We start from the raw sequence: 26,393 nt of genomic DNA on the forward strand, positions 1-26,393 counted from the left end.
TAATGTACTCATCTGTTCATAAGGCTTGCGCACCCAGCGAGCGCGTCGGGGTCGGCGACGCCGAAGCCGTCGTCCGCGATCGCCGGAACGCCGCGGGACGCCGCCGCGGGGCGCCGCCGCGGGACGCTGCGAGACGCCGTCGCCGAGGGTCGCGGATTTAAACCGCTCCCGTGCCCATCTCCCGGTATGGTTAGTCTCGGAACGACCGGCGTGTACGCGCGCGAGTACGACGCGCTCGACCGCGCCGTCGAGGTCGGCTTCGCGAGCGGGCGGGTGATCAGCGTCGCGTTCCCGCCGACGCCCTCGGCGGACGCCGACGCGGACCACGAGCTGCTCGACCGGATCGGCGAGTACCTCGAGGGCGCCGAGGAAACGTTCGACGAGTTCGAGGTCGCGCTCACCGTCGACACCGACGAGCGCGACGTGCTCGAGAAGGTCAAGCAAATCGACTACGGCGAGGAGGTCTCGGTCAGCCAGCTGACGCGGATGGTCGGGAAGGACCCGAACGAGCCCGAGGACGTCGAGTTCGTCGACGAGACGCTTCGGGACAATCCCGTGCCGCTCCTCATCCCGGACCATCGCGTCCAGGGCGGGCCGTACGCGACGCCGCGCGCCGTCCGTCGGAGCTTCCGGGAGATCGAGGGGATCTGAGGCCGGCTCCGCCCTCATCGCCCGGCGGCTACGCGTTCGTCTGATACACGCTGACGTCGTCGAACGCGTTGTCGTAGAAGATGTTCGAGGGGTGCGTCGGCGCGTCGCCGGAGAGGAACAGGCGGTCGATCTTCTTCCAGCTGTTCTCGTAGCCGAGGTGGGCGAACTCGATGGCGCCGCGGAGGCGATGGTCCGGGCCGCTCCGGTGGGCCACGGTCCGGTCGGCGCCCGACCTGAATGCCTCGACGAGGTCGGCTTCGGTCTCGATCTCCCGGTCGAACTCCGTCCAGGCCTCGCCGACGGTCGCCGCCAGGTGCGCGTAGGAGGTACCGAAACCCGGGAGGCCGACGTCGTCGGCGATCCGCTGCATGCGGCGGTTCTGGTAGCCCAGCAGCTTCGCGTTGTACGTTTCGACGGCGTCGATCCGGTCGGCGTGGGCGTCGACCTCCGGTTTGGTGAGAGAGACGTTCATAAAGCCCGGATGCGGGGCCAGCACGGCCGCGTCCTGGCGGTCGAACTCCGCCATGGCGCCCTCGAAGGTGATGAAGTCCGGGACCGGGTCGGAGAGCCCGACCGCGAGGACGTGTCGGCGGTTCCACCAGTCTCCCGTGAACACCTCGCGGGCGGGGACGACCAGCAGGTCGTCGTCGGAGAAGCGCCGGGCTTGCTCCTTGACGTCCGGGAGCCGGACGAAGTGCGGTGCGTACACGAGGACGTCGATGCCCCGCTCCTTCGCGCGGGCGACCACGCGCTCGTCGAGCACCTTGACGTGGGCGTCGACGCGGGTCCCAGTGTGTGCCACGGCCGAGAATTCGCATGCCGCCTCAAAGGCGTTATCGTTCGGGTCAGTCGCGTCGGGATGGTGCCCGAGGGAAAACGCTTACTTCCGTCCCACTGCTCAGTCCAGCTATGTCCCGCTGGACGTGTGGAATCGACGGCTGCGAGACGTCGTTCGACGACGTCGAGTCGACGATCATCCACCAGACGACGGACCACCAGCGCCACGAATGCAAGGTGTGCGGGACGATCGTGCCCGACGGCTACTTCGCGATCCGCCACGCCTTCGACGAGCACACGCGGGCCGAGTACGTCCGCGCCTACGACGCCGACTCCTCCGCCGTCCGCGTGCGCGAAGAGATCAAAGACGAGATCGAGGACACCGCGGACCTGCAATCGGTCGTGAACGAGCTGAACAACGACCCGATCTGATTCTGCTACCGGGATTCCGGAGTACCGACGGAGCGCGGCTGTTCCCTCGGACCGACTGCGGCGATAGGCGGCTGGCTGCTGTCGCTTCCGGAACGTATCGGAGGTGGCTCCCGCAGTAGTATGTGTAAACAGTATATAAAGGGCCGGGCGCAACGGCGCTTCCCTATATCGCAGTCGGCCAGAAAGTCTTCGTCTGCACTTTATAAACCCGGCTGACAGGCGATACGGACCCACACTCGACAGCACCGCAAACACCCAGAAAGCCCTCGGCCGCTCGCTATAGGTTGGTGTGGCCAGTTGATACGGTCTTGCTCTCGACAGCACCGCAAACGCCCTGAAAGCCCTCGGCCGCTCGCTATAGGTTGGTGTGGCCAGTTGATACGGTCTTGCTCTCGACAGCACCGCAAACACCCTGAAAGCCCTCGGCCGCTCGCGGTCGCTGAGCGACATATCCACGGCTCTCAGCACCGCCCGCCGTGGATAGGGGTCGGCTCAGCGACTCCGCTTCGCCGCGACCGGCCGTCGCCCTTTCAGTCCGCCAGGACAGCACAGCCCAGCAACCGCGACAGCGACAGCACCGCACAGCTACCGCAAGCCTCAGTCCTCCCCAGCCTCGGCCGGGGCGCGCCGGCACCGCCTTGGAAGGCGTTCCGGGCTGCCTGCAGTAGCGGGCTGCCGGGCTGCGACTTCCGGCCCCTCGTTCGCTCCGCTCACGAGGACACCGCTCCGGCGCGCCCCGGCCTCCCTCGCACGCGTTGCTCACGCGCGCCACCGCCCGCCGCGCCGCGACCGCCCACCAGCCGCCGCGAGCGACGCCCAGCCACCACTCCAGGGTGGGACTGAAAGGGGCAGCCGCTGCGCGGGACGCCCTGCGACGCAAGCACCGAAACGGCGAACGAGCGACCGGAGGGAGCGAGTGAGCCGTGAGGAGCGCAGCGAGCAGCGCAACCGCTCAGCGGCTGGGGCTTTCTGGGTGTGCTGAGTGGTGTCTCTAGCAACGATTTCCGTATTTATTTATAAGCGCGGCCGCTCAGCGGCTGGGGCTTTCTGGGTATGCCGAGTGGCGTCGCCAGCGACGCTGCCCATTTTAGTTTAACAGTGCGACCGGTCAGCGGCTGGGCCTTTCGAAGCGTGCGGAGTGGTGTCGCTCGCAACGCGGGCCGTGTTTGTTTATAAGCAACACCGCTCAGTGGCTGGGGCTTTCCGGACATGCTGACTGGTGTCGATAATAACGGCCGCCGAGCAGCCGAGGAGCGAAGAGCAAGACCTGGGGTTCTCCGGGGGGTTTACTGTCACCCAACCCATGGTGACGGATGCTAACATGCGAGCTGCGAGACTCCACGAGTACACGGAGGACATGAGCGACGCGCTCCGGATCGACGAGGTCGACCGGCCGGTACCGACGGCCCCCGACGACGTGATCGTCGAGGTGTCCGGGGCGGGCTGGTGCCAGACGGACAACCACATCATCGAGGGGATGTGGACCGAGTACGTCCCGCAGGACCTGCCGATGACGCTCGGCCACGAGAACGCCGGCATCGTCTCCGCGGTCGGCTCGGACGTGTCGCTCGTCGAGGAGGGCGACCCGGTCATCTGTCACCCGGTCCAGACCTGCGGCACCTGCCGGCAGTGCCGGCTCGGGGAGGACATGTACTGCGAGAACGGCGCGTTCAACGGGCTGACGACCGACGGCGGGTTCGCCGAGTACCTGCAGACGAGCGAACGCGCCGTCATCCCACTACCCGACGGCGTCGACCCGACCGACATCGCGCCCCACGCGGACGCCGGGATCACGGCCTACCACGCGGTCAAGAAGGCGGTCGACGAGCTGAACCCGGGCGACCACGCGGTCGTCATCGGCGTGGGCGGCCTCGGGCACATCGGCCTGCAGTGTCTCGACGCGATGAGCGCCGCGACCATCACCGCCGTCGACGTCAAAGCGGAGGCGCTCGAGCTCGCGAGCGACCTGGGCGCGCAGCAAACGGTCGACCCCGAGGCGACGGACCTCCCGGCGGAGCTCGACGCGATCACGGACGGGGCTGGCGCGGAGCAGGTACTCGACTTCGTCGGCGCCGACGAGACGACCGCCTACGCGCCGGACATCGTCGCCCCCGGCGGCGACCACCACATCGTCGGCTACGGCGGGCACGTCCACGAACCGGCGCAGGCGCTCGTCGACGGCGAGTTCTCGTTCAAGGGAACGCTCGTCGGGCGGTACACCGAACTCCAGGAGCTCGTCGCGCTGGTCGACCAGGGCGAGGTGGACCTGCAAACCACCCGCTTCGACCTCGCCGACATCAACACCGTCGCCGAGAAGCTCGAACACGGGGAGATCGAGGGGCGGGCCGTCATCACGCCCTGAGCGCACACCCCCAAGCCGGACGCGACCGAGCCGCCGATGGGCTCACCGATAACCGGGAGCTTTTGGGCTGTCCTCCCCACCGATTCGGTAATGGAGTACGTCCAGGAGCGCGTCACGACGCTGCACGCGCTGCGGGACCGGACGCCCGAGGCGCCCACCAACCGGGCCGCCGTCGTCGTCCCGATGACCGAACGCGAGTACGGCGGGCTGGCGGCCGAGCGGGTGCTCTCCGCGCTGGCCGAGGTCGACCCCGCACGCGTCATCGTGCCCCTCCGCTCCTCGCCGGAGCGGGCGGGACCCTTCCACGACTGGCTCGACGAGTTCGACGTCAACGTCGAGACGCTGTGGTGTGACGGCCCGCGGCTGGAGGCGCTGCTGACGAACAACGGGCTGGCCGGCGAGCGGGGCAAGGGCCGGGACGTCTGGCTCGGGCTCGGGCAGGCGCTCTCGGAGGACTACGTCGTCGTCCACGACGCGGACACGAAGACGTACACGCCGGCGTACGTCCCGAAGCTGCTCTACCCCCTCGCGCACGGTCACGAGTTCGCGAAGGGGTACTACGCCCGCGTCGAGGCAGACCAGCTGTACGGCCGGCTGTTCCGGCTCCTCTTCCGCCCGCTCGTCCGGGCGCTCGCCGAGGAGACGACTGCGCCGATCGTCGACTACCTGGAGTCGTTCCGCTACGCGCTCGCTGGCGAGTTCGCTGCCACGAGCGAGCTCGTGTCCGAACTGCAGGTCCCACGCGGCTGGGGGCTGGAGGTCGGCACGCTCGGGGACGCCTTCCGTCACGCCGGTTTTGAAGGGTCCGCCCAGGTCGATCTCGGGCAGTACGAGCACGACCACCGGTCCGTCCGCGGCCCGACCGGCCTCGCGGACATGAGCCGGTACGTCACGGAGGCGACCCTGCGCGCGGTCGTCGACAACGGCGTCAAACCGACCTACGAGACGCTCCCGGACCGCTACGAGCAGGCCGCCCGCTCCCTCGTCGACTCCTACGAGGTCGACGCCGCGTTCAACGGGCTCGACTACGACCGCGACGGCGAGCTCGACCAGGTCGACCGGTACGCGGACGCCATCGACCCCCTCCCGGACGAGGACGACCGGCTCCCGCGATGGACCGAAACGAGCATCGACCCGGCGGAAATCGTCGAAGCCTCCCGAGCCGACCTCGCGGCGGTGCGTAACCAATGACGGGGGACGAGGAGTCGATTGATAATGAGTCGGCGCCGTCGAGCGTCGCCGCCCGCGACGACGTCGCCGGCATCGTCGACCTGTTCGGCACGCTGACGCGAGCCGAGCTCCGACAGGCGCTCTCGGAGCTGGCCTTTAAACAGGGCGCCGACGCGGACCCGGCGGCGCTCGACGCTGCCGTCGCGCAGGCGATCCGGGAGTACCACCTCGTCCCGGTCGACGTGGAGGAAGCTGGGGAGTCGCCGGCCGCGGACGACGACGCGGTCACCACCGTCGCGGACGACGACGAACTCGCGGTCGGCCCGACCGCCTTCCCGTCGCTACCCCCGAACGCCGAGGACCTCCCCCACATCCTCGACGTCGAGGAGCGCGACGTCGACCGCGAGGCCCTCGCCGAGCAAGTCCACGACCGACTGGGGCGGGAAGTCGACGCCGCGCTCGCCGAGAGCGGCGCGGCACGGCTGGAGACGCTGCTCGACGTCACCTACGACCTCGAGGCCTGGGCGCCGGTCGAGGCCGACGACGTGCGCGAGCGCATCGAGTCGGGACTGGAAGACTGAGCGGCGGGCTTCGCGGGCGGTCGACGGCGGTCGTCGCGGGCCGACGTCGCGGACGGGCGGTCCCGGGTCGGCTGGGACTCGCCGGTCCTTTCCCGCGTCGCTGGAGCGGGGAACAAGACTAAGGCTTCCGGCCTCCCTTCCGTCGATATGGACCTCTCCGGGGTGCGGAACCGCTCGCCGGTCACGATGGTCGACGGCGAGCGCGAAGCCGCGGTACTCGCGCCCGTCCTCTACCGGGAAGGCGAGCCGCACCTCCTGTTCACGAAGCGCGCGGACCACCTCGGGGAGCATCCCGGCCAGATGAGCTTCCCCGGCGGCGGCCGCGAGCCCTCCGACGAGACGCTGCGGGATACCGCACTCCGGGAAGCGAACGAGGAGATCGGGCTCGTCGCCGACGAGGTGACCGTCCTCGGCGGGCTGGACGACATCCGTACCTCGACCGACTACGCCGTCCGTCCCTTCGTCGCCGAGATCCCGGACCGGACGTACGTCCCCGACGAAACCGAGGTCGCCGAGGTCGTCGTGATCCCCGTCGCGGCGCTGACCGACCTCGACAACTACGAATCGGAGCGCCGGGACCATCCGGACTACGGCAACCACCGCGTCCACTTCTTCCACGTCGACGATTACACCGTCTGGGGCGCGACCGGCCGGATCCTGACGCAGCTGCTCGAACTCACGACGGACTGGTCGATGCCGCCCGAGGTCGACCGCGTCGTCGACCCCGACGCCGACTTTCCGGTGTAGCGACCGGCGGGACCGCGGGGTCGCCGCCGACGGTTAAAAGCCGCCCCACCGGAGCGAGACCATCACCGCGATGAGCGCGAGCTGGAACGCGCCCTGGACGCCTGCGAGCTTCGCGTTCCGCATGCCGATCCGCCCGATGAGGTCGGTGTCGGGCGTCGCCGACTGCATCTCCAGGTAGACGCGGACCTCGCCCGGAAGAATTACGCCGAACCCCTCGAGGCTCAGCACCGTCACGATCCCGAGCGCCGCGAGGATGACCGGTCGCGTCATCTCCAAGTCGCCGACCGTGAGGCCGACCCAGACGACGGCGGGGATCGTGACCAGCGCGAACGGCACCTGGAAGCGTCGGTCGTCGAGCGCGTCGAGCTGCCAGCCGATGAGCAGGAGCGCGGGCGGGAGGTTCACGAGCGTGAAGAGGGCGAGCCACGGCGTCGCGTTCGGGAAGTAGCCGAGCCGGAGCGCGAGGTGAATGCCCGCGGCGATCGTCGTGATCGCCAGCGCGGGCATCAGGAACGCCATCTTCGGCGTGAGCCGCTGGAACACCTGCGCGCGTGAGTCCTCGTCGAGGCCGCCGATGACCGGACCGAGGACCATGCCGAAGAAGAGGTCGATGCCGGTCCAGAGGATCCCGGCCATCACGTGGACGTACGTTTCGCCCGTCGTCGACGCGACCGTCACCGCGTAGCCGAGCGCGGCTAGCGGGACGAAGAACGCCCCGACCGCGAACGCCGGGTTCGACTGGTTCGCCATCCCGCGGACGGAGCCGCGAACGCTCGTGCGAGTTGCCATGGTGTCGTGCACGTGTTTCTGATCATCTGGTATAAAAGTTCAACTAGTGGACATTCCTGTGGGCTTTTCGAGGATGGGGAGTGCGCATCGGCGGCGATCAGGTTGGGCAGGTGACGCCACGCCGAGCGAACCACAACCACTATTACCACCTGCCAATACTACCCAGTTGTATGAACGACTTCAACAAGTTCAGCGACGTCGGCGAGGCGGAGGTCACCCGCGCGATCGGACAGCAATGGAGCGAGGAGTTCCTCGACTTCTCGGACACGGAGGTCATCATCGTCGGTGGCGGCCCGTCCGGCCTGATGGCGGCGAAGGAACTCGCCGAGCGCGACGTCGACGTGATGGTCGTCGAGAAGAACAACTACCTCGGCGGCGGGTTCTGGCTGGGCGGCTTCCTGATGAACAAGGTCACCGTGCGCGACCCGGCCCAGGGCGTCCTCGAGGACCTCGACGTCGACTACGAGGAAGCCGGCGACACCGACGGTCTCTACGTCGCCAACGGCCCCGAGGCCTGTTCGGGCCTTATCAAGGAGGCCTGCGACGCGGGCGCGAAGATCCAGAACATGACGGAGTTCACCGACATCGTCATCCGCGAGGACCACCGGGTCGGCGGCATCGTGATGAACTGGACGCCGGTCCACGCGCTCCCGCGCGAGATCACCTGCGTTGACCCCATCGCTGTCGAGGCCGACCTCGTCATCGACGCGACGGGCCACGAGGCCGTCGCCGTCAACAAGCTGGACGAGCGCAACGTCCTCGACGCGCCGGGGATCCAGCACGCCGAGGAGCACAACACCGGCATGGACAACACGGGCGACGACACCTACGGCGCGCCCGGCCACGACTCGCCGGGCCACGACTCGATGTGGGTCGGCCAGAGCGAGGACGCCGTCGTCGAACACACCGGCGTCGTCCACGACGGCCTCATCGCGACGGGGATGGCGACCGCGACGACCTACGGCCTCCCGCGCATGGGCCCGACGTTCGGCGCCATGCTCGTCTCCGGCAAGCGCGCCGCGGAGGTCGCACTCGAGGAGCTCGAGGTCGACGCGGCTGACGTCCAGCTGAGCACGCAGGTCCCGGCCGACGACTGAGGCGACGACGCACGCTCCGTCCCCTGCCCCATTCCGGATCCCCTACCCCCTTTATAAGCGGCCACCCGCCGAGTCGTCGGCAACTCGCCCGGTCGTGATCCGCGCGAAGCCGGCGAGTCGACGGGAGGTCGCCGCGTCCGGACAGCGCTCGTGCACCTGCGCGTGCGCGTCGCGAACGCGCTCGTCCAGCACACGGACCGGCGACCCGTGTCGTGTTTTCGTGCCCGGCGGCGCACCGGCACGGACGAGTACCCGAAAAACGGGGTTCAGCGCCCGACCAATGGTGTCGGTGCTCCGCGCGAGGTCGAGCAGGCCGATCCGGCCGCCCTCGCCGACGAGCGAACACCAGTCGTCGACGACGCCGGCCGGCTCCGCGAACAGCCCCGTGACGAACGTGCCGACGACGACGTCGACTTCGCCAGCGGGCCCCGCCGCTCGCGGGAGTTCTGCCGGAGCGAACGGCGGCTCCGTCGCGTCCCCGCGGACGACGTGGACGTTCTCCCAGCCCTCGCGGTCGACGCGGTCACGTGCTCGCCGCAGAACCCCCGAGGACACGTCGACGCCGACGACGGCGCCCTCGCGGCCGACGCGCTCCCGGAGCACGGGGAAGTTGGCGCCGGTCCCACAGCCCAGCTCGACGACCACGTCACCCCGTTCGAGCCCGACGGCCGCGGCGAGCGCCTCGCGGAGGCCGGCCGCGAAGGGGGCGTCGGTGGCGATCCGGTCGTAGAGCGCGGCGTACCGGGAGTAGAAGGCGTCGACGGCGGTCGCGGCGTCGTCAGTCATCGGTTCGCCCTCGAACGGCCAGGACCGAAGAACTACCGGCGAGCCGTCGCCGGCGACGGGCGGTTATAAACTGCCGAGGTGGGTTTATAAGAGGTCCCTGACGACCTGCGCGGCGCTCGGCGCGTCCGCGGCGAGGACGTAGACGATCGGCTCGATGCCGACGGCACCGGTCTGGTAGAGGACGAGCGGCGTGTCGGGGGTTTCGGCGCGAACCGCGGTCGCGACGGCGTCCGCCGTCTCCTGCTCGGCACTGAACTCGACGGTCGGGTACGTCTCCGCGAGCTCCTCGACCAGCGCCGGCTCGTACCGCAGGTTGACGATCCCGCGTGCGTCGCTGCCGGCGGATCTGGCGGCGAGGAGGACGGAGGCGACGTGCTCGCTGACGCCGTACTCGGGCTCGCCAGGCACCATCGCGCGGCCCTTGACGTCGACGAGGCGACCGGGGACCGCGGCGACGTCGTCGACGCCCTCGGCGTCCGGCAGACACTCGGCGACGTTCGCGCCGACGTTCGGGATAAGGCCCGCAAAGCCGGAGGTGTTCGTCAGCGTGCGGAGGCCGCGGCGGACCGAGGCGAGCACCTGCTCGCGCTCGCGGAAGGCGCTCTCCGGGTCGTGGATGGCGAACTCGACGTCCGCCTCGGACAGTTCCGGCATCGCCTCCTCGTGGAGGTCAGCGAGGACGTCCCCCTCCTCGAGCTGTCGGATCAGGACCTCGATCTCGACGAGCGCGGCGACCCGGCTCATGTCGCCGGAGGCGAGCCCCTCTCCGACCGTCTCGACGAGGTCCTGGACGCGCTCGTCGGACACGATCTCGTCGCGGCGCTCCACGTCGCCGTGGGCGTACTTCGAGACGGCCGACTGTGAGATCCCGAGCGCTTCGGCGACCTCCAGCTGCGTGAAGCCGCGGTCGCGGAGGTCCTCGGCGAGCATGGAGCGCACCGTCGGGAGGAACTCCTCGACGACGATCTCCTCGATGAACTTCATCGGCCCACGTCCTCCGGCGACCCCCGGCTACTCCCGCCCGCGTCGCCGTCGAACTCCGGGTCGTGGTCGATCCGGGAGGCCTGCGGGCCGGACTGGCCCTGGTACTTCGACCCACGCTCCTCGCCGTAGGGACGCTTCGCGGGCGTCTTCAGCTCGGTGAAGATGAGCTGGGAGACGCGCATTCCGGGCGAGAGCGCCACCGGCGCAGTCCCGAGGTTCGACAGTTCGAGGGTAATCTGGCCCTTGTAGCCCGGGTCGACGATGCCGGCGGTCGCGTGGATGACGATGGCGAGCCGCCCGAGCGAGGAGCGCCCCTGCACCGTCGCGAGCAGGTCCGGGGGGATCGAGACGCGCTCCTTCGTCGTCCCGAGGACGAAGTCGCCGGGATGGAGGATGAAGTCGTCGCCCTCGTCGACGTGCGTTTCCGTCACGTAGTCGTCGACCTCGTCGGCGCTGTCCGGGTGGATGTACGGAATGTTCGTGCGCTGGAACTCGAGAAACTCCTCGCCGAGGCGCAGGTCGACGCTCGCCGGCTGCACCTGTTGATCGAGGTCGTCGATCGGGTCGATCTCGAGGTCGCCGTCCTCGAGCCGCCCGAGGATGTCTACGTCCGACAGAATCATGCCCGAAACAGGGCGCTGCCCGAGTTAAAAGGTCCCGGTACGGACCACGCGCCGCCACGGCCCGCGGCGCGTGCGACGGGCTGGTCGCCCAAGGAACCGCACCCGTTTTGTCGGCCCCGACCGTCCCTCCGCTATGAAACAGGCCATCGTCGCACGCAAGGACCTCGGGATGGGCGAGGGCAAGCTCGCCGCGCAGGTCGCCCACGCGTCCCTCTCCGCCTACGAGGACGCCGGCTCCCGAACGCGGAAGCAGTGGAAAGGGTCGGGCCAGAAGAAGATCGTCCTCCGCGGCGACAACGAATCACAGCTCTTCGAGCTCGCGGACAAGGCCGAACGCGAGGGGATCCCTCACGCGATCGTCCGGGACGCGGGCCACACGCAGCTGGAGCCTGGTACGGTCACGGCACTTGCCGTCGGCCCCGCCTCGGAGGAGATCGTCGACCGGATCACCGGCGACCTCTCGCTGTACTGATGCGGTCGGCCCACCCGATCGAGGACGCCGTCGGCATCGAGTACTACGTCAGCGACGCGGACGGCATCGACGGGCAGCTCCGCGTCGACCCGAGCGACTTTCGCGTCCGCGAGCTCGAGCAGTTCGAGACGGAGCCCGTCGACGCCGATCCGGGCCCGTACCCCGAGCTCGTCTGTCGCGTCCGACTGGAGAACTGGGACACCAACGACTTCGTCCGTCGACTGAGTGACGCGCTCGGGATCAGTCGCGAGCGCGTCTCCTGGGCCGGCACGAAAGACAAGCGCGCGATCACGACGCAGCTGATCACGATCGAGGGTATCGACCCCGAGGACCTGCCCGAGATCCGCGGTGCCGACATCGACGTCGTCGGCCGCGCGGGGCGACCGCTCACCTTCGGCGACCTCGCGGGCAACGCCTTCGAGATCTGCGTCCGCGACGCGGTCGACGACGCGCCCGAACGCGCCGAGCGGATCGCGGCGGACTTGCGGGACTTTGCCGGCGCCGGGGACGACGACTCCGTCGGCGTCCCGAACTACTTCGGCCAGCAGCGCTTCGGCAGTCGGCGCCCCGTCACCCACGCCGTCGGACTCGCGGCGCTCCGCGGCGACTGGCGCGGTGCGGTGCGGGCGTACGTCGGCAACCCCTACGAAACCGAACCGGAAGCGACGCAGGAAGCGCGCGACCTCGTCGAGGCGGAGTTCGACACCGACGACCCGGACTGGGAGGCCTGTCTCGACGCGATGCCGAACGCGCTCCGGTTCGAGCGCTCGATGCTGCACCGCCTCCAGGAGACCGGCGCCGAGACCGACGCGGACTGGCGGAACGCGCTCGAAGCCGTCCCGAGCAACCTCCAGCGCATGTTCGTCAACGCCGCGCAGTCGTACGTCTTCAACCGGATCCTCAGCGAGCGCCTCGAACGCGGGCTCCCCTTCGACCGCCCCGTCGCCGGGGACGTCGCCTGCTTCGCGGACGGCGACGCACCGGCGGAGCTGTACGCCCCGGACACGGACCGCCTCCAGCGCGTCAGTGAGGAGCGCGTGCGCGTGATGGAGCGCCACTGCGAGCGCGGGAAGGCGTTCGTCACTGCGCCGCTCGTCGGCACCGAGACGGAGCTCGCGGACGGCGAGCCCGGCGAGATCGAGCGCGAGGTGGTCGACGAGGTCGGGATCGAGCCGAGCGACTTCGACCTCCCGGGCGACTTCGGGTCGACGGGGACCAGGCGAGCGATCCTGCTTCGGACGGACCTCGAGGTCGACGACGACCTGTGGTTCGAGTTCGCGCTTCCGAGCGGGAGTTACGCAACGGTGTTGTTGCGGGAGTTCCTGAAAAGCGGGCCGCTGGAGCTGTAGTTAGCCGAGTTTGCGGCGGACGCCGACCGCGAACATGGAGAGCAGGGCGAGGGCGCCGGCCCCGAGCATCCCCGCGGCGATTCCGAGGTTGGTGACGTCGCCGTCGCTGGTTACCGCGAGGTCGTCCTCGGTGGAGTCGTTCTCCATGCCGTAGTAGTAGTTCCCAGGGTCGTCGATCCGCTCAAACTCGACCTCTTCCGAGGACGTCGATCCGTTGGTGCGACCTTGGAACGTGACCATGTCCATGGTGGAGTTCTCCTCGAACGTATCGCCACTATAGAGGCGGATCTCCCCTTCTACGAGCTCGCCCCGTTGCTCATTCAGGGGGATTCGGACTGTGTCCGATCTGTTCTTACCGGTCATGGGGTATCCGTAGATCCGATGAGACTCCCTTGAGTAGACGACTAGGGTTTTGGTATAGGCATGCGGTGACGGATCGGTTACAGTTACGACGAGCTCCGTGCCGTTACCGTCAAGAGCGGGTTCGACACTCACCTCCGATATTTTCGCCATCAGTACCTCGCCAGTATCGTCAGCATTCGTCGTTCTATTGTATGTATATTCGATGTTTGGCCCGATTATGGCGAATAACACATTCTGTTGGGCCTTCTCTGGATCCGGGTATTCAGAGAGGTCGTGAGTGTATGTCTTAGATTGACCTGGAGCTAGGGTCACGTTTTGATAGACAACCTCAGTAAGTCCGAACGAAACAGAGTAGAAACTCTCACGGGAGTATCTTGCTTCATTTTCAGCCTGAACTCTAATAGACATATTTTCAAAATATGTCACCTTAAAAGTGATATTGAAGTCCGAAGTCACTTCATCATTATATACCACCTCACTTTCTGCTGCACTCGGTACGCTTGGCGCTAAGCAAAGGATGAGCAATACGCCAATTAGAGACGTGAGTAACACTTTCTTCATTATTTTCTACAGTCTGTGGCAGCATTATTTCTGCAAATAGTGCTTAAATCCTTCTCCTCGAAACTGGAACGTATCTCATCGATTGTCCACTTGTTTTCTTCTTTAAATTGTATTTCAACAGTTCCTGTTTTCCGGAGTTCTCTCTGCCCAGTGCGGCGTCTAAGATCGTACTCAACAACGTCTGACGCGACGTCTGCCCGCGTCTTGGCAACATCCGACTCGTCAGATACCGAACTAACCCAGCTTTCGTTACTGCCAGTTTGCTTCGCTAAAACCCAGTAACTCTTCCTTTTAGTACCCGCTAGTCTAATTCCATTTTCACGAGTTATGAAGCCTGCTTTCGAAGATGACGATACCGTATCATATTTTTTCCATCGGTTAATCGATTCTTGCGTCTGAACGGTCCGCGACGCTAGATATTCAGTTCTCTCCGTTGTACGGGTGCTTGTTACCTCGTATTTATACTGGGTTTCGTACTCCGCATCTGATATTTTCTTTTTCCGGGTTGCTCCAGTCCGACGGTGATCGCCTGCCAGTTGAGACGTGGACCAGTAAGTCTCCGTCACCGTCTTACTCCGGGTTCGTGCTACAGTTACCGTATACGTGTACGTCTCAGTCGTCTGTACGGTATACGAGTCTTCGTGTTTGTAGCAGCCGAAGGGTTTGCAAGTTCGCACCGTCCGAGTTCGTTCTTCCGTGACTGTTCGGGTGCCAAACCGCGTGACATCGACGTATTCTGTATAGTACTCGGTAGTCTCGTACTCGTACTTATACTCTGTTTGATACTTCGGCTCGCTCGTTTGTACCCGTCGAGATTCGCCGGTATATTGTCCATCTCCACTTCGTGCTGAACGCCATTCTGTTACCGTTTCAGTGACAGTTTCCGTGTGCGTCTCAGAACCTGCAGAGACCCAATTTTCTTCAGCCCCTCGGACGAAAAAGTCACGCTGAGCTTTCGTGTCGAATTTCTCGACCTTGGTTTCGTATTCAGCTTCTTGTTGGACATATTTTTCCAGGACGTACAGAGTTCGCGTCTTCTCGGCCTGAATGTGGTAATCCGACTTGGCCATCAACTTCGCCTTCGCCAAGGTATCTACCTCGACTTTATCAAATACCGATTTCCGAACGAGATATTCGACGTTCTCTACCTGAATATCCATTAGAAACGGCTCGTCAACGGTCTTTATTTCAGGTTTTGGTAGTGTGTTTATTCGGGTCGTTTGATCAGGGTTCTTCGCGTTGTATACACGCACCTTCGGGCGTTCTCCCTGAATGAACTCTCTAGCCGGTATTTCTACGATTGCTTCCATCCGCCCTGTCGTCTCGGCCTTTGACCCTCGGTTGTTGCCCCAATGAACTACCTCTCCGTTTCCGTCGACTATTTCAATCTCTATTGGAGCATTTTGGAAAGACTCCCAATCTGCAGTGTGGTGTTTGTAAATTATGGAGACTTCCACCATTTCGTCAGGTCTGTAAGTATTGTTTTCCCGTCCCAATTCAGTGTCCTTCAGAATTGGTGAATAGTATGCGTCCATGGATCTCCTCAGGACGGATGATTTCTCGTGCTGATCGACAACTTTCAGAACAATCTCGTTCTTCTGCGATACATTTTTCAATGAATTTCCAACGCTAGCTTCGACCATATCGGGGTTCCAGGAATACATCAGCGCAGTCCCGTCAGGGTCGAACGAATCAGAAGCATTCAGAAAGATACGCCGCTGGCCATATTCTGGGCCCTCCGGATTTACTCGAATCTTGAGCCTTATCTCTGGAGGACTAGGTTCCACAATAAGTGACCTCTTAGCTCTATCAGAAGCTAAGCTTCCTGTCATATCTGAAAGAAAGATAGTGGATTTCACCCTATATTTACGCGGTGTTTTGTATGAAAGTTCGTAAATAACCCGTACGGTGTCTTTATTTTCTCTCCGCTGGGCAGTCCTTTTAAAAACGGGTTGTGTTTTCGAACCATTGGTGGTAATCGAGATGTTCTCTCTTGGATACCCATTCAAGTCGACAACAACCTCGTACTTCGCCGTATATCGATTCGCATCGATCCGCTCGTGATACGAATCGACAGGTTCGTTAAGGAACTCAGCGGACACGATCTCCGGCTTCCCTACGGGAGTTACGTTCGTCGTCACGCGTCGTTCCTGGCCGAGGTTGTCGGTCGCGACGACCGTGACGGTATGCGCTTCGTTGTCCGCGACGCCGTCACGCTTGAAGCTGATCTGCTTCGCACCGATCCCTCTACCGACCCAGCGCTCAACTTCCGCTCCGTCGACCCAGATCGAAACCGAGCGAAGCGAGTCCATTTCGTCGGTCGCAAAGACGGTCCCGCTAACGCTACCGTCAAACCCGTCAAAGCCCTTCAGCTCGATAGCCGGTTTCGGATTCACGAGGACGTCCCGACTGCCGTCCTCGAACGTGGCGACCCGCTTGGATCCGTCCTCGTAGCGGACGACGGCGCTGAGCGTGTATTCGCCCGGGTCCCAGGTTGCTGAGTACTCGACGCCCTCTCCGACTGGGTCTCCGTCCACCAGCCAGGTGACTGACTCGACCTGCGACGTCGACGCCGACGAGATCCGGTGTGTCGCCTCGAGCGGCTTTTCGCCGTCGACGATCTGTGGTCCCTCGATTACCGGATCGGCGTCCGCAGCGGTGCCGTCGTACCACCCGTTAGAACCTGACGAGCCCCCGCTGTCGGAGCTTTCGGGTTCTACGACGTCGGTCACCGTCGTCGCCGTGGCGCGTTGTCCGGCCTCGTCGACGACTGTGACCGCGAGTTCCGCCGTTCCGAGCGTCTCGAACTGGTGCGAGAAGTCCGAAGCCGATTCGACGTCGCTGAAGCTCGCTACCGGTTCGCCATCGACCTTCCAGGTCACTTCTTCGATGGCTGCATCACCCGGAGAGATTGCGGCGTTAAACGTCTCCTCGCTCCCGACGAGCGTCGCGTTCGGACCCTCGACCGAAACTGACGGCGGTTCGCCTCTGGAGACGTCGACGTACAGCGTATCGTTGGCGGTTCGACCGGCATCGTCAGTGACGGTGAGCGTGACCTCGTAGACGCCGAGCTCGTCGGCCTCGAAGGTCGTCCGAACGCCGTTCGGATCCTCCGGCGTCGTTTCGGTTCCGCCGGGGCTCTCGATGGCCCAGCGGTACGCGACTATCTCACCATCCGGTGCGTGCGACCCGCCTCCATCGAGGTACACCGTCGTACCCTGCGTCACGGACTGGTCCAGTCCAGCCTCCGCGAGCGGCGTGTTTGCCTCGGTAGCAGTAACACCTGTAGCGAGCAACGCGGCAGCGAGCAACAGTACGAGGATCAGTTCACGATGTTTCATCCAGTCGGGGGAAGGTATCCTCGGTATCTGGTATAAATATTAGGTACTCAGTAATTGAATGTATATCAAACCTGGATGATTTATACTTCCCTCTCCGCTACCCGTAGCCCTTTCAGCGAAGCCCACACCTCTTCGCCTATGCCCGAGACCGACGCCGACCTCTTCGGCATGACGTGGGAGCAGGCAGGCGAGGCGATCGACGAGTCGGACATCGCCGTCCTCCCGACCGGCAGCATCGAACAGCACTCGACGCACCTCCCGGTGTCGACGGACACCCTCCGCGCGGATCACCTCACCGCGGAGCTCGTCGACGCCGCGCCCGACTTCGACCTCGAACTGCTCCGCCTCCCGACGCTGCAGTACGGCGTCTCCGAGCACCACATGCCGTTCCCGGGGACGATCACGCTCTCGCGGGAGACCTACATGGACGTCGTCGTCGAGATCGGCGAGTGCATGGCCGAACACGGCGCCGAGCGCCTCCTCTTCCTGAACTGCCACGGCGGCAACAAGGAGCCGCTCTCGATGGCGGCCGACCGCCTCGGCCGCGACACCGACCTGACGGTCCACTACGTCCACTGGACCGATTACGCCCGCGAGGCGCTCGAAGAGGAGTTCGGCGAGGGCTGGGGCCACGCCGGCGACCACGAGACGAGCTTCGTCGAGCTCTATCGGCCGGACCTCGTCCGCTCCGAGAAGAAGACGCCGCAGGAGGCGCGCGAAATGCCCGACACGAGTTCCTACGAGTACTTCAGCGACGTGACCGAACTCGGCGGCCTCGGCGACCCGACGAACTCGGACGCCGACGCGCTGGAGCCGATCGTCGAGTCGACGACCGAGGATATCTTAGAGGCGATCAAGGCCGACATCGACGCCGGCTGGTAGGCCTTTCAAACCCGGATTCCGTCGGGCTGCCCCTTCGAGCGCCTCACGGACCCGGGTGTTCAAAAGGGATGACGCACAACGCCGCCCATGGAGCGGACTCCGGACGGGACGCCGGTCGGCGTCGACGATCCCTACGACGTCGTAGACATCTGCGACCACCTCACCAGCGACGGCCGGTGTCGCTACGCCCTCGATCACGCCGGGGCCGACCGCGAGTTCGCCGCCGAGCGCCGCCGCGACGACTACGCGTGCCACGTCGGCGAGGACGGCTGCTGGAAGGCCTGTCCGCACTACCGATCGACGACCGACATGAACGAGTGCGTCCGGTGCGGCCTCGAGGAGGTCCGCATCGCGCACGAGGACGTCCAGCCCCTCCTGGAGGAGCACCACCTGATGTACGGCGACGCGAGCGACGAACCGTCGGTCGAGGTGTGCGAGGCGGGGATGGCCGCGGACGACGCCGGCCCCCACGAGATCACGGTCGCGCTCTGCCGCTGGTGTCACGCCAAGGTGCACAAGTCGTTCGCGCGCATCGACGACGACGCGAGCCCGGACCCGGAGGCGATCGCCGAGCGTGAACAGCGCCACGGAAAGGAGCTGGACGAAATGGGGTTCACCTCCGCGAGTGAACGGTTCGAGTAATTATCGGGTTTATATTTATTAGGGGTTGAACTGGGCGATTTGAGTGGTTGGTTGGGATTTCCTGCAACTGTCACAACTCAGAACACGTAGAAAACCCCAGCCGCTGACCGGTCGCTCTGATAAATAAAGTCAGTTCGCCTGACTTGCAACACCACTCAGCATGCCCAGAAAGCCCCAGCCGCTGACCGGTCGCGCTGCTCGCTGTGCTCCTCACCCGGCTCACTCGCTTCGCTCGTTCGCCGGGTTGTGGTGCTTACTTCGCAGGGCGTCCCGCTCAGCGGCTGCCCCTTTCAGTCCCGCCCGGGAGTGGTGGCCGGGGCGTCGCTCGCGGCGGCTGGTTTACCGACGGAGTGCGTCGGCTTTCTGGCGTGCGGTGCTGGGCGGTTGGCGCGCGCGAGTAACGCGTGCGAGGGAGGCCGGTGGCGCGCCGCGCCATGCGTTGCAGTGCCGGCGCGCCCCGGCCGAGGCTGGGGAGGCCTGAGGAATTGCGGTTGCGGTGCAGTCGCGGTGCAGTCGCGGTGCTGTCGCTGTCGCGGTGCTGTCGCTGTCGCGGTGCTGTCGCTGTCGCGGCGCTGTCGCTGTCGCGGCGCTGTCGCTGTCGCGGTGCTGTCGCTGTCTCGGCGCTGTCGCTGTCGCGGCGCTGTCGCTGTCGCGGCGCTGTCCTGGCGGACTGAAAGGGCGATGGCCGGTCGCGCCGCAGGGGAGTCGCTGAGCCGACCCCTATCCGCGCCGGGCGGTGCGGAGAGGCGCGGATATGTCGCTCAGCGACCGCGAGCGGCCGAGGGCTTTCTGGGTGGTTGCGGTGCTGTCAAGTGTAGCAGCGTCTGCACCTGTACATCCAGTTTATAAGCAAGAGCGGCCGAGGGCTTTCTGGGTGTTTGGGTTTAATGTAGCATCCTCTGCACCTGAAATTCCTGTTTATAAACATGAGCGCGCGAAAACAAGACCACAATACCCGCTCAGATCCCCACGAAAATGACGGACACCATCTCCATTCAGTCCGAATCAGTCGCCACCAACCCGTACAAATACCCACCCCTCCCATGCGGAGTTCTGACGCCCCTTCGGACGGTTTAAGTCGCCCACGCCGGTGATTCAACGTAATGACCGAAGAGCAAGAGCTCGGAATCACCGAGAGCAAGTCGCACGCGACCGGTGACTGGTACGCCGAGGTCGTCCAGAAGGCGGGGCTCGCGAACTACGGCCCCGAGGGAATGAGCGGCTTCATCGTCACTCGCCCGCGGGCCTACGCGCTGTGGGAGTCGATCCAGAACTTCCTCGACACGAAGTTCTCGAACACGGGCGTCCAGAACGCCTACTTCCCGATGTTCATCCCCGAGTCGTACCTCGAACGGGAGAAGGACATCGTCGAGGGCTTCGACCCCGAGGTCGCCTGGGTCACGGAAGCCGGCCACGAGGAACTCGAGGAGCGGCTCGCCGTCCGGCCGACCTCGGAGTCGATCATCGCGCCGTACATGTCCCAGTGGGTCCGGAGCCACCGCGACCTGCCGCTGCGCGTGAACCAGTGGTGCTCGGTCGTGCGCTGGGAGGCGACGGAGACGAAGCCGTTCTTCCGCACGAAGGAGTTCCTCTGGCAGGAGGGCCACACGGCCCACGAGACCGACGAGGAGGCGTGGGAGGAGACGATGACGCGGCTCGACCAGTACGAGTCGGTCTACGAGGACCACCTCGCGATTCCGGTGCTGCGCGGGCAGAAGCCCGAGCACGACAAGTTCCCCGGCGCGAAGGTGACGACGACGGTCGAGGCGCTCATGCCCGACGGCAAGTCCGTGCAGGGCGGGACGTCACACCACCTCGGCCAGTCGTTCGCGGAGGCGTTCGACCTCACCTACACGACCGAAGCGGAGGAGGAGGAAGTCGCCCACACGACCTCGTGGGGGCTCTCCTGGCGCGCGCTCGGCGCGCTGATCATGACCCACTCGGACGAGCAGGGCCTCGTGCTCCCGCCGACGGTCGCCCCCACGCAGGTCGTCATCGTCCCCATCTGGCAGGCCGACACGAAGGAGAAGGTCCTCGACTACGCCGAGGAGGTCGCCGACGACGTCGAGGCCGCCGGCATCAGCGTCGAACTGGACGACCGCGACGAGCGCAACCCCGGATTCAAGTTCAACGAGCACGAGCTCAACGGGATCCCGCTCCGCATCGAGATCGGTCCCAACGAGGTCGACGACGAGGAGCTCACCCTGGTCCACCGCCCCGACGGCGAGTCGATCGTCGAGGACCGCGAGGACACCGCGGAGACGGTCCAGAGCCACCTCGACGAGGTCTTTGCCAAGCTGTACGCCGACGCGGAGGAGAACCTCGACGGCGAGGTCCGCGAGGCCGACGACCGCGCGGACATCCTCGGGACGCTCGGCCAGCACGGCGGCTACGTGAAGACGCCGTGGTGCGGCGACGAGGACTGTGAGGAGGAGATCAAAGACCAGATCGCCGCGGAGATCGTGATGGTCCCCTTCGAGGACGAGGACGACCTCGTCGACGCCGACCACGACGAGACCTGCGGCGTCTGCGGCGAGGCCGCCGAACGGACGGCCTACTTCGCGAAGTCGTACTGACGCCGGCAACGCGAGGTCGCGGACGCCGGTCGCGTCGTCGACCCACACATCCTCGCGGTTTTTGTTCCTCGTCGGGCCACCGTTCTTTTATAAACCAGCCGTCTGCGACTACCCGTTCATGCTATTAATTACCACGATCCGGATACGGCCGGCTCGACCAGCGGAGACCCATCATAAACGGTGAAGGACCCTGTACAATAATGACCTTATATTCCCTAATGTGTGGGAAAGGATCCCTAATCGTATGAGGGTCAGCCCTTTACGCCAGTCTTTGATTTTTACTCGTATGACAAACCCACACAGTACCACCCCCGGGCCCGACGCGGACCCGGCGGGTTCCGATGGGGCCGACGACCTGCTCGCCTCGCCGACGGACGCGAAGTCGAACTGCGGCGTCGGCGCGGTCGTCGACCTCGACGACGGCCCCTCACACGACGCCGTCGCGGACGCGGTACGCCTGCTCGAGAACCTCGAACATCGCGGCACGACCGGTGCGGAACCGAACACCGGCGACGGCGCCGGGATCATGGTCCAGCGTCCCGACCCCTTCTTCCGAGACGTCGTCGACGCCGACCTCCCCGAGGAGTACGCCGTCGGCTCCGTCTTCATGCCCCACGACGACAGCGTTCGCGCGGCGCTGTTCGACGTCGTCGCCGAAACGCTCGCCGACTACGGGCTCGAGGTGCTCGACTGGCGCCACGTCCCCACCGACAACACCGCCCTCGGCCAGACAGCGCTCGACTCCGAACCGGACCACTGGCAGGTGCTCGTCGCGCCAGTCGACCCCGAGACGACCGAGGAGCGGTTCACCGCCTCGGTCACCGACACGGACCCCCACCGCGGCTTCGACCGCGCGCTCTACGTCGCCCGCAAGGCCATCGAGGACGCCGTCGACGACGTCGACGGGGCCGGCCGCTTCTACGTCGTCTCGCTCGACCGGCGCCGCGTCGTTTATAAGGGACTTCTGAAGGGCACCCAGCTCGAGGACTACTTCCCCGACCTGACCGACGACCGTTTCGCGAGCCGGGTGGCCCTCGTCCACGCCCGCTTCTCGACGAACACGCTCGGCGCGTGGCACCTCGCGCACCCGTACCGCAACATCGTCCACAACGGCGAGTTCAACACCATCCAGGGCAACATCAACTGGATGCGGGCCCGCCAGACGGACGTCGCCCATCCTGCCTTCGGCGACGAGCTGGCGACGGTCAAGCCGATCATCGACGACCCGAACCAGTCCGACACTGCCTCCGTCGACAACGCCCTCGAACTCCTGCTCCAGACGGGCCGTGACCTCCCGCACGCGATGCGGATGCTCATCCCCGAGGCGTTCCGCGACGACGACGAGATGGCCGACGACCGCGCGGACTTCTACGATTATCACGCCTCGATCGTCGAGCCGTGGGACGGCCCCGCGCTCGTCCTCGGCTTCGACGGCGACCAGGTGGCGGGCGTCCTCGACCGCAACGGGCTCCGCCCCTGCCGCTACGAGGTCACGGAGAACGACCGTCTCATCGTCGGCAGCGAAGTCGGCGCGCTCCCGACTGACCCGGCCGAGGTCGAGAGCCGCGGCCGGCTCCAGCCCGGCCAGATCTTCGTCGCGGACCTCGAGGAGGGCCGCGTCGTCCCCGACGAGGAGGTCTTCGAGAGCCTCACCGACGAGAAGTACGGCGAGTGGGTCGACGAGCAGCAGGTCCAGCTTGACGAGGTCGTCGAGGAGGATTCCGGCGAGGCCGCCGGCATCGACTCCGAGTTCGAGGAGATCGTCGCGGGTGCGGAGGGTGACGCAGTGGAGGCCGACGAAGACGAACCTGATGAAACGACCAGCCCGCTCCGCGCCCACCAGGCCACCTTCGGCTACACGACGGACTCGATGAACCATCTCGTGAAGCCGATGGCCGAGGCCGGGAAGGACCCCGTCGGCTCGATGGGCGACGACACGCCGCTGTCCGTCCTCACCGACGTCGACCGCCCGCTGTTCACCTACTTCAAGCAGCTGTTCGCGCAGGTGTCGAACCCGCCCATCGACTACATCCGCGAGGAGCTGGTCACCTCGCTGGAAACGCGGCTGGGCCACCAGCGTAATCTCCTGGCCGAGACGCCCGAACACGCCCACCAGCTCGTCGCGGACACGCCGATCCTCTCGGACGATGAGACGGACGCGATCAAGGCGCTGGGCGGGGATGACGCGTCGGGCGAGTTCACCAGCGCGGTCCTCGACGCGACCTATGACGCCGAGGGCGACATGGAGGCCGCCGTCGAGCGCCTCCGCGAGGAGGCGGCGGCGGCCATCGAGGACGGCGCGGACGTGCTCGTCATCTCGGACCGCGAGGTCGGCCCCGACCGGCTCGCGATCCCGAGCCTGCTCTCGATGGGCGCGGTTCACCACCACCTCGTGCGCAACGGCCTGCGGAACCACGCAGGGGTCGTCGTCGAGAGCGGCGACGCCCACGAGGTCCACCACGTCGCGACGCTCGTCGGCTACGGCGCCGACGCCGTCACGCCGTACCTCGCGTACGCGTCCATCGCGGACGTCGTCGCCGGCCCCGACGGCGCGGACGAGGCCGAGGCCATCGCCGCTTACCGGACGGCGCTGGAGGACGGCCTCCTGAAAACGATGGCGAAGATGGGCATCTCCACGATGGAGAGCTACCAGGGCGCCCAGATCTTCGAGGCCGTCGGGCTCTCCTCCGACTTCGTCGCCGAGTACTTCGAGGGAACGGAGACCCGGACGGAGGGCATCGGCATCGACGACGTCGAGCGGAAGGCCCGTACGCGGCACGCGATGGCGTTCGGCGCGGACCCCGAGCTCGAGACCACCGGCGAGTACGAACACCGGACGCAGGGGGTCAAACACGGCTGGAACCCCGAGACGGTCGGCACGCTCCAGCAGGCCGTCCGCTCCGGCGACTACGAGCAGTACGGCGAGTTCGCGGAGCTCGTCAACGACCAGTCCGAGAAGCTCCAGACGCTCAGGGGCCTCCTGGAGTTCGAGTCCGACCGGGACCCGATCCCGGTCGAGGAGGTCGAACCGGTCGAGGAGATCGTCGAGCGCTTCTCGACGGCCGCCATGAGCCTCGGCAGCATCTCGCCGGAGGCCCACGAGAACAACGCCGTCGCGATGAACCGCCTCGGCGGGAAGTCGAACACGGGCGAGGGCGGCGAGCCCCCGGCCCGGTTCGACACGGAGAAGGAGTGTAACGTCAAACAGGTCGCCTCCGGCCGCTTCGGGGTCACCGCGGAGTACCTCGCGAGCGCCGACGAGCTCCAGATCAAGATGGCGCAGGGGTCAAAGCCCGGCGAGGGCGGGCACCTCCCCGGCAAGAAGGTCAACGAGATGATCGCCCACGTCCGCTGTTCGACGCCCGGCGTCGGGCTCATCTCGCCGCCGCCCCAGCACGACATCTACTCCATCGAGGACCTCAAGCAGCTCATCCACGACCTGAAGTCGGCCAATCCCGAGGCCGACGTCAACGTGAAGCTGGTCTCCGGCGCCAACATCGGCACCATCGCCACCGGCGTCGCGAAGGCGAACGCCGACGTCGTCCACGTCTCCGGCCACTCCGGCGGCACGGGCGCGTCGCCGAAGACCTCCATCAAGAACGCGGGGCTCCCCTGGGAGCTCGGCCTCGCGGAGACGAACCAGATGCTCCGCGCGACGGGCCTGCGCGACCGCATCCGCGTGACGGCCGACGGCGGGCTCAAGACGGGCCGCGACGTCGCAGTCGCCGCCCTGCTCGGCGCCGAGGAGTACGTCTTCGGCACCGCCTCGCTGGTCACCGCCGGCTGCGTGATGGCCCGGCAGTGTCACGAGAACACCTGTCCGGTCGGCGTCGCGACCCAGCGCGAGGACCTCCGGAACCGCTTCCCCGGCCAGCCCGCCCACGTCATCAACTACATGACGTTCATCGCGCAGGAGCTGCGCGAGATCATGGCCGAGCTCGGCTTCGAGTCGGTCGAGGAGATGATCGGCCGGCCGCACGTGCTCGAACAGCGCGAGACGGACCACGAGACGGCCCGGCACCTCGACCTCTCGTCGGTCATCGCTGACCCCGCGGGCACCGACCGCACGAAGACCCGCGAGCAGACCCACGAGATCGACGACGCGCTCGACTGGACGCTCATCGACCGCGCCTCGCCCGCCATCGAGGAAGGCGCGCCGGTGACCATCTCGGAGGACGTGAGCAACGTCGACCGCGCGGTCGGGGCGACGCTCTCGAACCGCGTCGCCACCGCGCCCGCCGGGCCGCTCCCGGACGACACCATCACCTGCCAGTTCGACGGCTACGCCGGCCAGAGCTTCGGCGCGTTCCTCGCGCAGGGCGTGACGATGGAGCTCACCGGTGCTGCCAACGACTACGTCGGCAAGGGGCTCTCCGGCGGGAAGCTCATCGTCAACACCCCCGACGACGCCGGCTACGAGGCCGACGAGAACGTCGTCGCGGGCAACGTCTGCCTCTACGGCGCCACCGACGGCGAGATGTACGTCAACGGCGTCGCCGGCGAGCGCTTCGGCGTCCGCAACTCCGGCGTGAAGGCGGTCGTCGAGGGCGTCGGCGACCACGGCTGCGAGTACATGACCGGCGGCGTCGTCGCCGTCCTCGGCGACTTCGGCCGCAACTTCGCGGCCGGGATGTCCGGCGGCGTCGCGTACGTCTACGACCCCGAGGACAAGCTCGCGGACACCGCGAACACCGGCATGGTGAGCCTCTCCGACGAGCTCACCGACACGGACGAGGCGATGCTCGAGCGCCTGGTCGAGAACCACGCCGCCTACACCGAAAGCGAGCGTGCCGCGGAGTTGTTGGATGATTGGGCCGCCGTCGTCGACGACTTCACTCGCGTCTTCCCCGACGCCTACGCGGAGGTCATCGAGGAAGGTCGCGGCGCCGACGTGCGGGAGGACCGGCCCGAGCCTGCCGGTGTGGACGCCGGCGTCGAGGCCGACTCCGGCGTCGCTCATAGCGACGACTGAGTAGGCTTCGTAGCGGGCTTTTGCGTTGGTGGGCGTTTATAAACCGCAGCTTGAAACGCGGTGGCTACTCCTCTTGACTGGAACAGATGGATAGCCCTGGCCACTCTTGCTTAAAAACTGCAAGCATAGGTGCAGAGGCTGCTACACTGAACCACCAGGTAGTGTTCAGATAAGCTGATTCCATGCGAAAGCGAACGCTTGCAACCAGTTTTCGACGGTCTCTGCTCTGGCATGGC

20 protein-coding genes and 1 pseudogene are annotated in these 26,393 nt (G+C 65.9%); 13 read left to right on the forward strand and 8 right to left on the reverse strand.

Annotated features, from left to right (window positions below):
- The first annotated feature begins 186 nt into the window (after window positions 1-186).
- The gene (locus tag ACQE3M_RS15935; RefSeq protein ID WP_430506510.1) at window positions 187-651 is read left to right on the forward strand and encodes an MGMT family protein; all 465 of its coding nucleotides are present in this window, start codon (window positions 187-189) and stop codon (window positions 649-651) included.
- Between the two features lie 28 nt (window positions 652-679).
- Here the strand turns inward: ACQE3M_RS15935 and ACQE3M_RS15940 are convergent, their stop codons facing one another.
- The gene (locus ACQE3M_RS15940; protein WP_430506511.1) at window positions 680-1,453 is read right to left on the reverse strand and encodes a PHP-associated domain-containing protein; all 774 of its coding nucleotides are present in this window, start codon (window positions 1,451-1,453) and stop codon (window positions 680-682) included.
- A gap of 107 nt (window positions 1,454-1,560) precedes the next feature.
- On the opposite strand from ACQE3M_RS15940, the gene ACQE3M_RS15945 reads away from it, so the two are divergent.
- The 5 genes from ACQE3M_RS15945 to ACQE3M_RS15965 all read left to right on the forward strand — a co-directional run bounded on the left by ACQE3M_RS15945 (window position 1,561) and on the right by ACQE3M_RS15965 (window position 6,720).
- On the forward strand, window positions 1,561-1,860 hold the full coding sequence (locus ACQE3M_RS15945) for a DUF7565 family protein (RefSeq protein WP_430506512.1): 300 nt from the start codon (window positions 1,561-1,563) through the stop codon (window positions 1,858-1,860).
- A gap of 1,321 nt (window positions 1,861-3,181) precedes the next feature.
- Entirely contained in the window at window positions 3,182-4,222 is a 1,041-nt protein-coding gene (locus ACQE3M_RS15950) for an NAD(P)-dependent alcohol dehydrogenase (RefSeq protein ID WP_430506513.1), read from the forward strand.
- Between the two features lie 90 nt (window positions 4,223-4,312).
- The gene (locus tag ACQE3M_RS15955) at window positions 4,313-5,413 is read left to right on the forward strand and encodes a glycosyltransferase family protein (protein WP_430506514.1); all 1,101 of its coding nucleotides are present in this window, start codon (window positions 4,313-4,315) and stop codon (window positions 5,411-5,413) included.
- Window positions 5,410-5,973 carry a DUF7109 family protein gene (locus tag ACQE3M_RS15960; protein ID WP_430506515.1) on the forward strand — a complete coding sequence of 188 codons (564 nt, stop codon included), beginning with the start codon at window positions 5,410-5,412 and terminating at the stop codon, window positions 5,971-5,973. Before ACQE3M_RS15955 ends, ACQE3M_RS15960 begins: the two co-directional genes overlap by 4 nt.
- A gap of 147 nt (window positions 5,974-6,120) precedes the next feature.
- Entirely contained in the window at window positions 6,121-6,720 is a 600-nt protein-coding gene (locus tag ACQE3M_RS15965; RefSeq protein ID WP_430506516.1) for an NUDIX hydrolase, read from the forward strand.
- A 33-nt stretch (window positions 6,721-6,753) separates the two neighbouring features.
- Here the strand turns inward: ACQE3M_RS15965 and ACQE3M_RS15970 are convergent, their stop codons facing one another.
- On the reverse strand, window positions 6,754-7,470 hold the full coding sequence (locus ACQE3M_RS15970; RefSeq protein ID WP_430506530.1) for a hypothetical protein: 717 nt from the start codon (window positions 7,468-7,470) through the stop codon (window positions 6,754-6,756).
- 209 nt (window positions 7,471-7,679) lie between these two features.
- Here ACQE3M_RS15970 and ACQE3M_RS15975 point away from each other — a divergent pair, with 209 nt between their 5' ends.
- Window positions 7,680-8,606, forward strand: coding sequence for a sulfide-dependent adenosine diphosphate thiazole synthase (locus tag ACQE3M_RS15975; RefSeq protein ID WP_430506517.1), 927 nt, complete (start codon window positions 7,680-7,682; stop codon window positions 8,604-8,606).
- Between the two features lie 51 nt (window positions 8,607-8,657).
- On the opposite strand, the gene ACQE3M_RS15980 is transcribed toward ACQE3M_RS15975, so the two are convergent.
- The 3 genes from ACQE3M_RS15980 to dcd form a co-directional block, all read right to left on the reverse strand.
- Window positions 8,658-9,392 (reverse strand): class I SAM-dependent methyltransferase, encoded by a 735-nt coding sequence (locus ACQE3M_RS15980; protein ID WP_430506518.1) that lies wholly within the window; start codon window positions 9,390-9,392, stop codon window positions 8,658-8,660.
- Between the two features lie 84 nt (window positions 9,393-9,476).
- A complete protein-coding gene (locus ACQE3M_RS15985) occupies window positions 9,477-10,376 on the reverse strand; it encodes a thiamine-phosphate synthase family protein (RefSeq protein WP_430506519.1) in 900 nt (299 codons plus the stop codon).
- Window positions 10,373-10,999: a dCTP deaminase gene (gene dcd / locus ACQE3M_RS15990; protein WP_430506520.1), complete on the reverse strand. Its 627-nt coding sequence runs from the start codon at window positions 10,997-10,999 to the stop codon at window positions 10,373-10,375. Before dcd ends, ACQE3M_RS15985 begins: the two co-directional genes overlap by 4 nt.
- 133 nt (window positions 11,000-11,132) lie before the next feature.
- Between dcd and pth2 the strand changes: the two genes are divergently transcribed.
- Both pth2 and truD read left to right on the forward strand, forming a co-directional pair.
- Window positions 11,133-11,471: a peptidyl-tRNA hydrolase Pth2 gene (pth2, locus tag ACQE3M_RS15995; RefSeq protein WP_430506521.1), complete on the forward strand. Its 339-nt coding sequence runs from the start codon at window positions 11,133-11,135 to the stop codon at window positions 11,469-11,471.
- A complete protein-coding gene (gene truD, locus ACQE3M_RS16000) occupies window positions 11,471-12,820 on the forward strand; it encodes a tRNA pseudouridine(13) synthase TruD (RefSeq protein WP_430506522.1) in 1,350 nt (449 codons plus the stop codon). Before pth2 ends, truD begins: the two co-directional genes overlap by 1 nt.
- Here the strand turns inward: truD and ACQE3M_RS16005 are convergent, their stop codons facing one another.
- Together ACQE3M_RS16005 and ACQE3M_RS16010 are read right to left on the reverse strand one after the other, a co-directional pair.
- Window positions 12,821-13,744, reverse strand: coding sequence for a hypothetical protein (locus ACQE3M_RS16005; protein ID WP_430506523.1), 924 nt, complete (start codon window positions 13,742-13,744; stop codon window positions 12,821-12,823).
- Window positions 13,744-17,085 (reverse strand): PKD domain-containing protein, encoded by a 3,342-nt coding sequence (locus ACQE3M_RS16010; protein WP_430506524.1) that lies wholly within the window; start codon window positions 17,083-17,085, stop codon window positions 13,744-13,746. The genes ACQE3M_RS16005 and ACQE3M_RS16010 overlap by 1 nt, the downstream gene beginning before the upstream one ends.
- Window positions 17,086-17,223: 138 nt before the next feature.
- Here ACQE3M_RS16010 and ACQE3M_RS16015 point away from each other — a divergent pair, with 138 nt between their 5' ends.
- The 4 genes from ACQE3M_RS16015 to gltB all read left to right on the forward strand — a co-directional run bounded on the left by ACQE3M_RS16015 (window position 17,224) and on the right by gltB (window position 26,157).
- A complete protein-coding gene (locus tag ACQE3M_RS16015) occupies window positions 17,224-17,967 on the forward strand; it encodes a creatininase family protein (RefSeq protein WP_430506525.1) in 744 nt (247 codons plus the stop codon).
- 87 nt (window positions 17,968-18,054) lie between these two features.
- Window positions 18,055-18,609: a DUF7097 family protein gene (locus tag ACQE3M_RS16020; protein ID WP_430506526.1), complete on the forward strand. Its 555-nt coding sequence runs from the start codon at window positions 18,055-18,057 to the stop codon at window positions 18,607-18,609.
- Window positions 18,610-19,712: 1,103 nt separating this feature from the next.
- A complete protein-coding gene (proS, locus tag ACQE3M_RS16025; RefSeq protein ID WP_430506527.1) occupies window positions 19,713-21,185 on the forward strand; it encodes a proline--tRNA ligase in 1,473 nt (490 codons plus the stop codon).
- A 286-nt stretch (window positions 21,186-21,471) separates the two neighbouring features.
- On the forward strand, window positions 21,472-26,157 hold the full coding sequence (gltB, locus tag ACQE3M_RS16030) for a glutamate synthase large subunit (protein ID WP_430506528.1): 4,686 nt from the start codon (window positions 21,472-21,474) through the stop codon (window positions 26,155-26,157).
- Between the two features lie 165 nt (window positions 26,158-26,322).
- On the opposite strand, the pseudogene ACQE3M_RS16035 reads toward gltB, so the two are convergent.
- A pseudogene (locus ACQE3M_RS16035) lies at window positions 26,323-26,393 on the reverse strand (IS6 family transposase); the annotation flags it as partial.

The organism is Halosubterraneus shenae, from assembly GCF_050510935.1.
Lineage (GTDB): Archaea > Halobacteriota > Halobacteria > Halobacteriales > Haloferacaceae > JBDGPU01.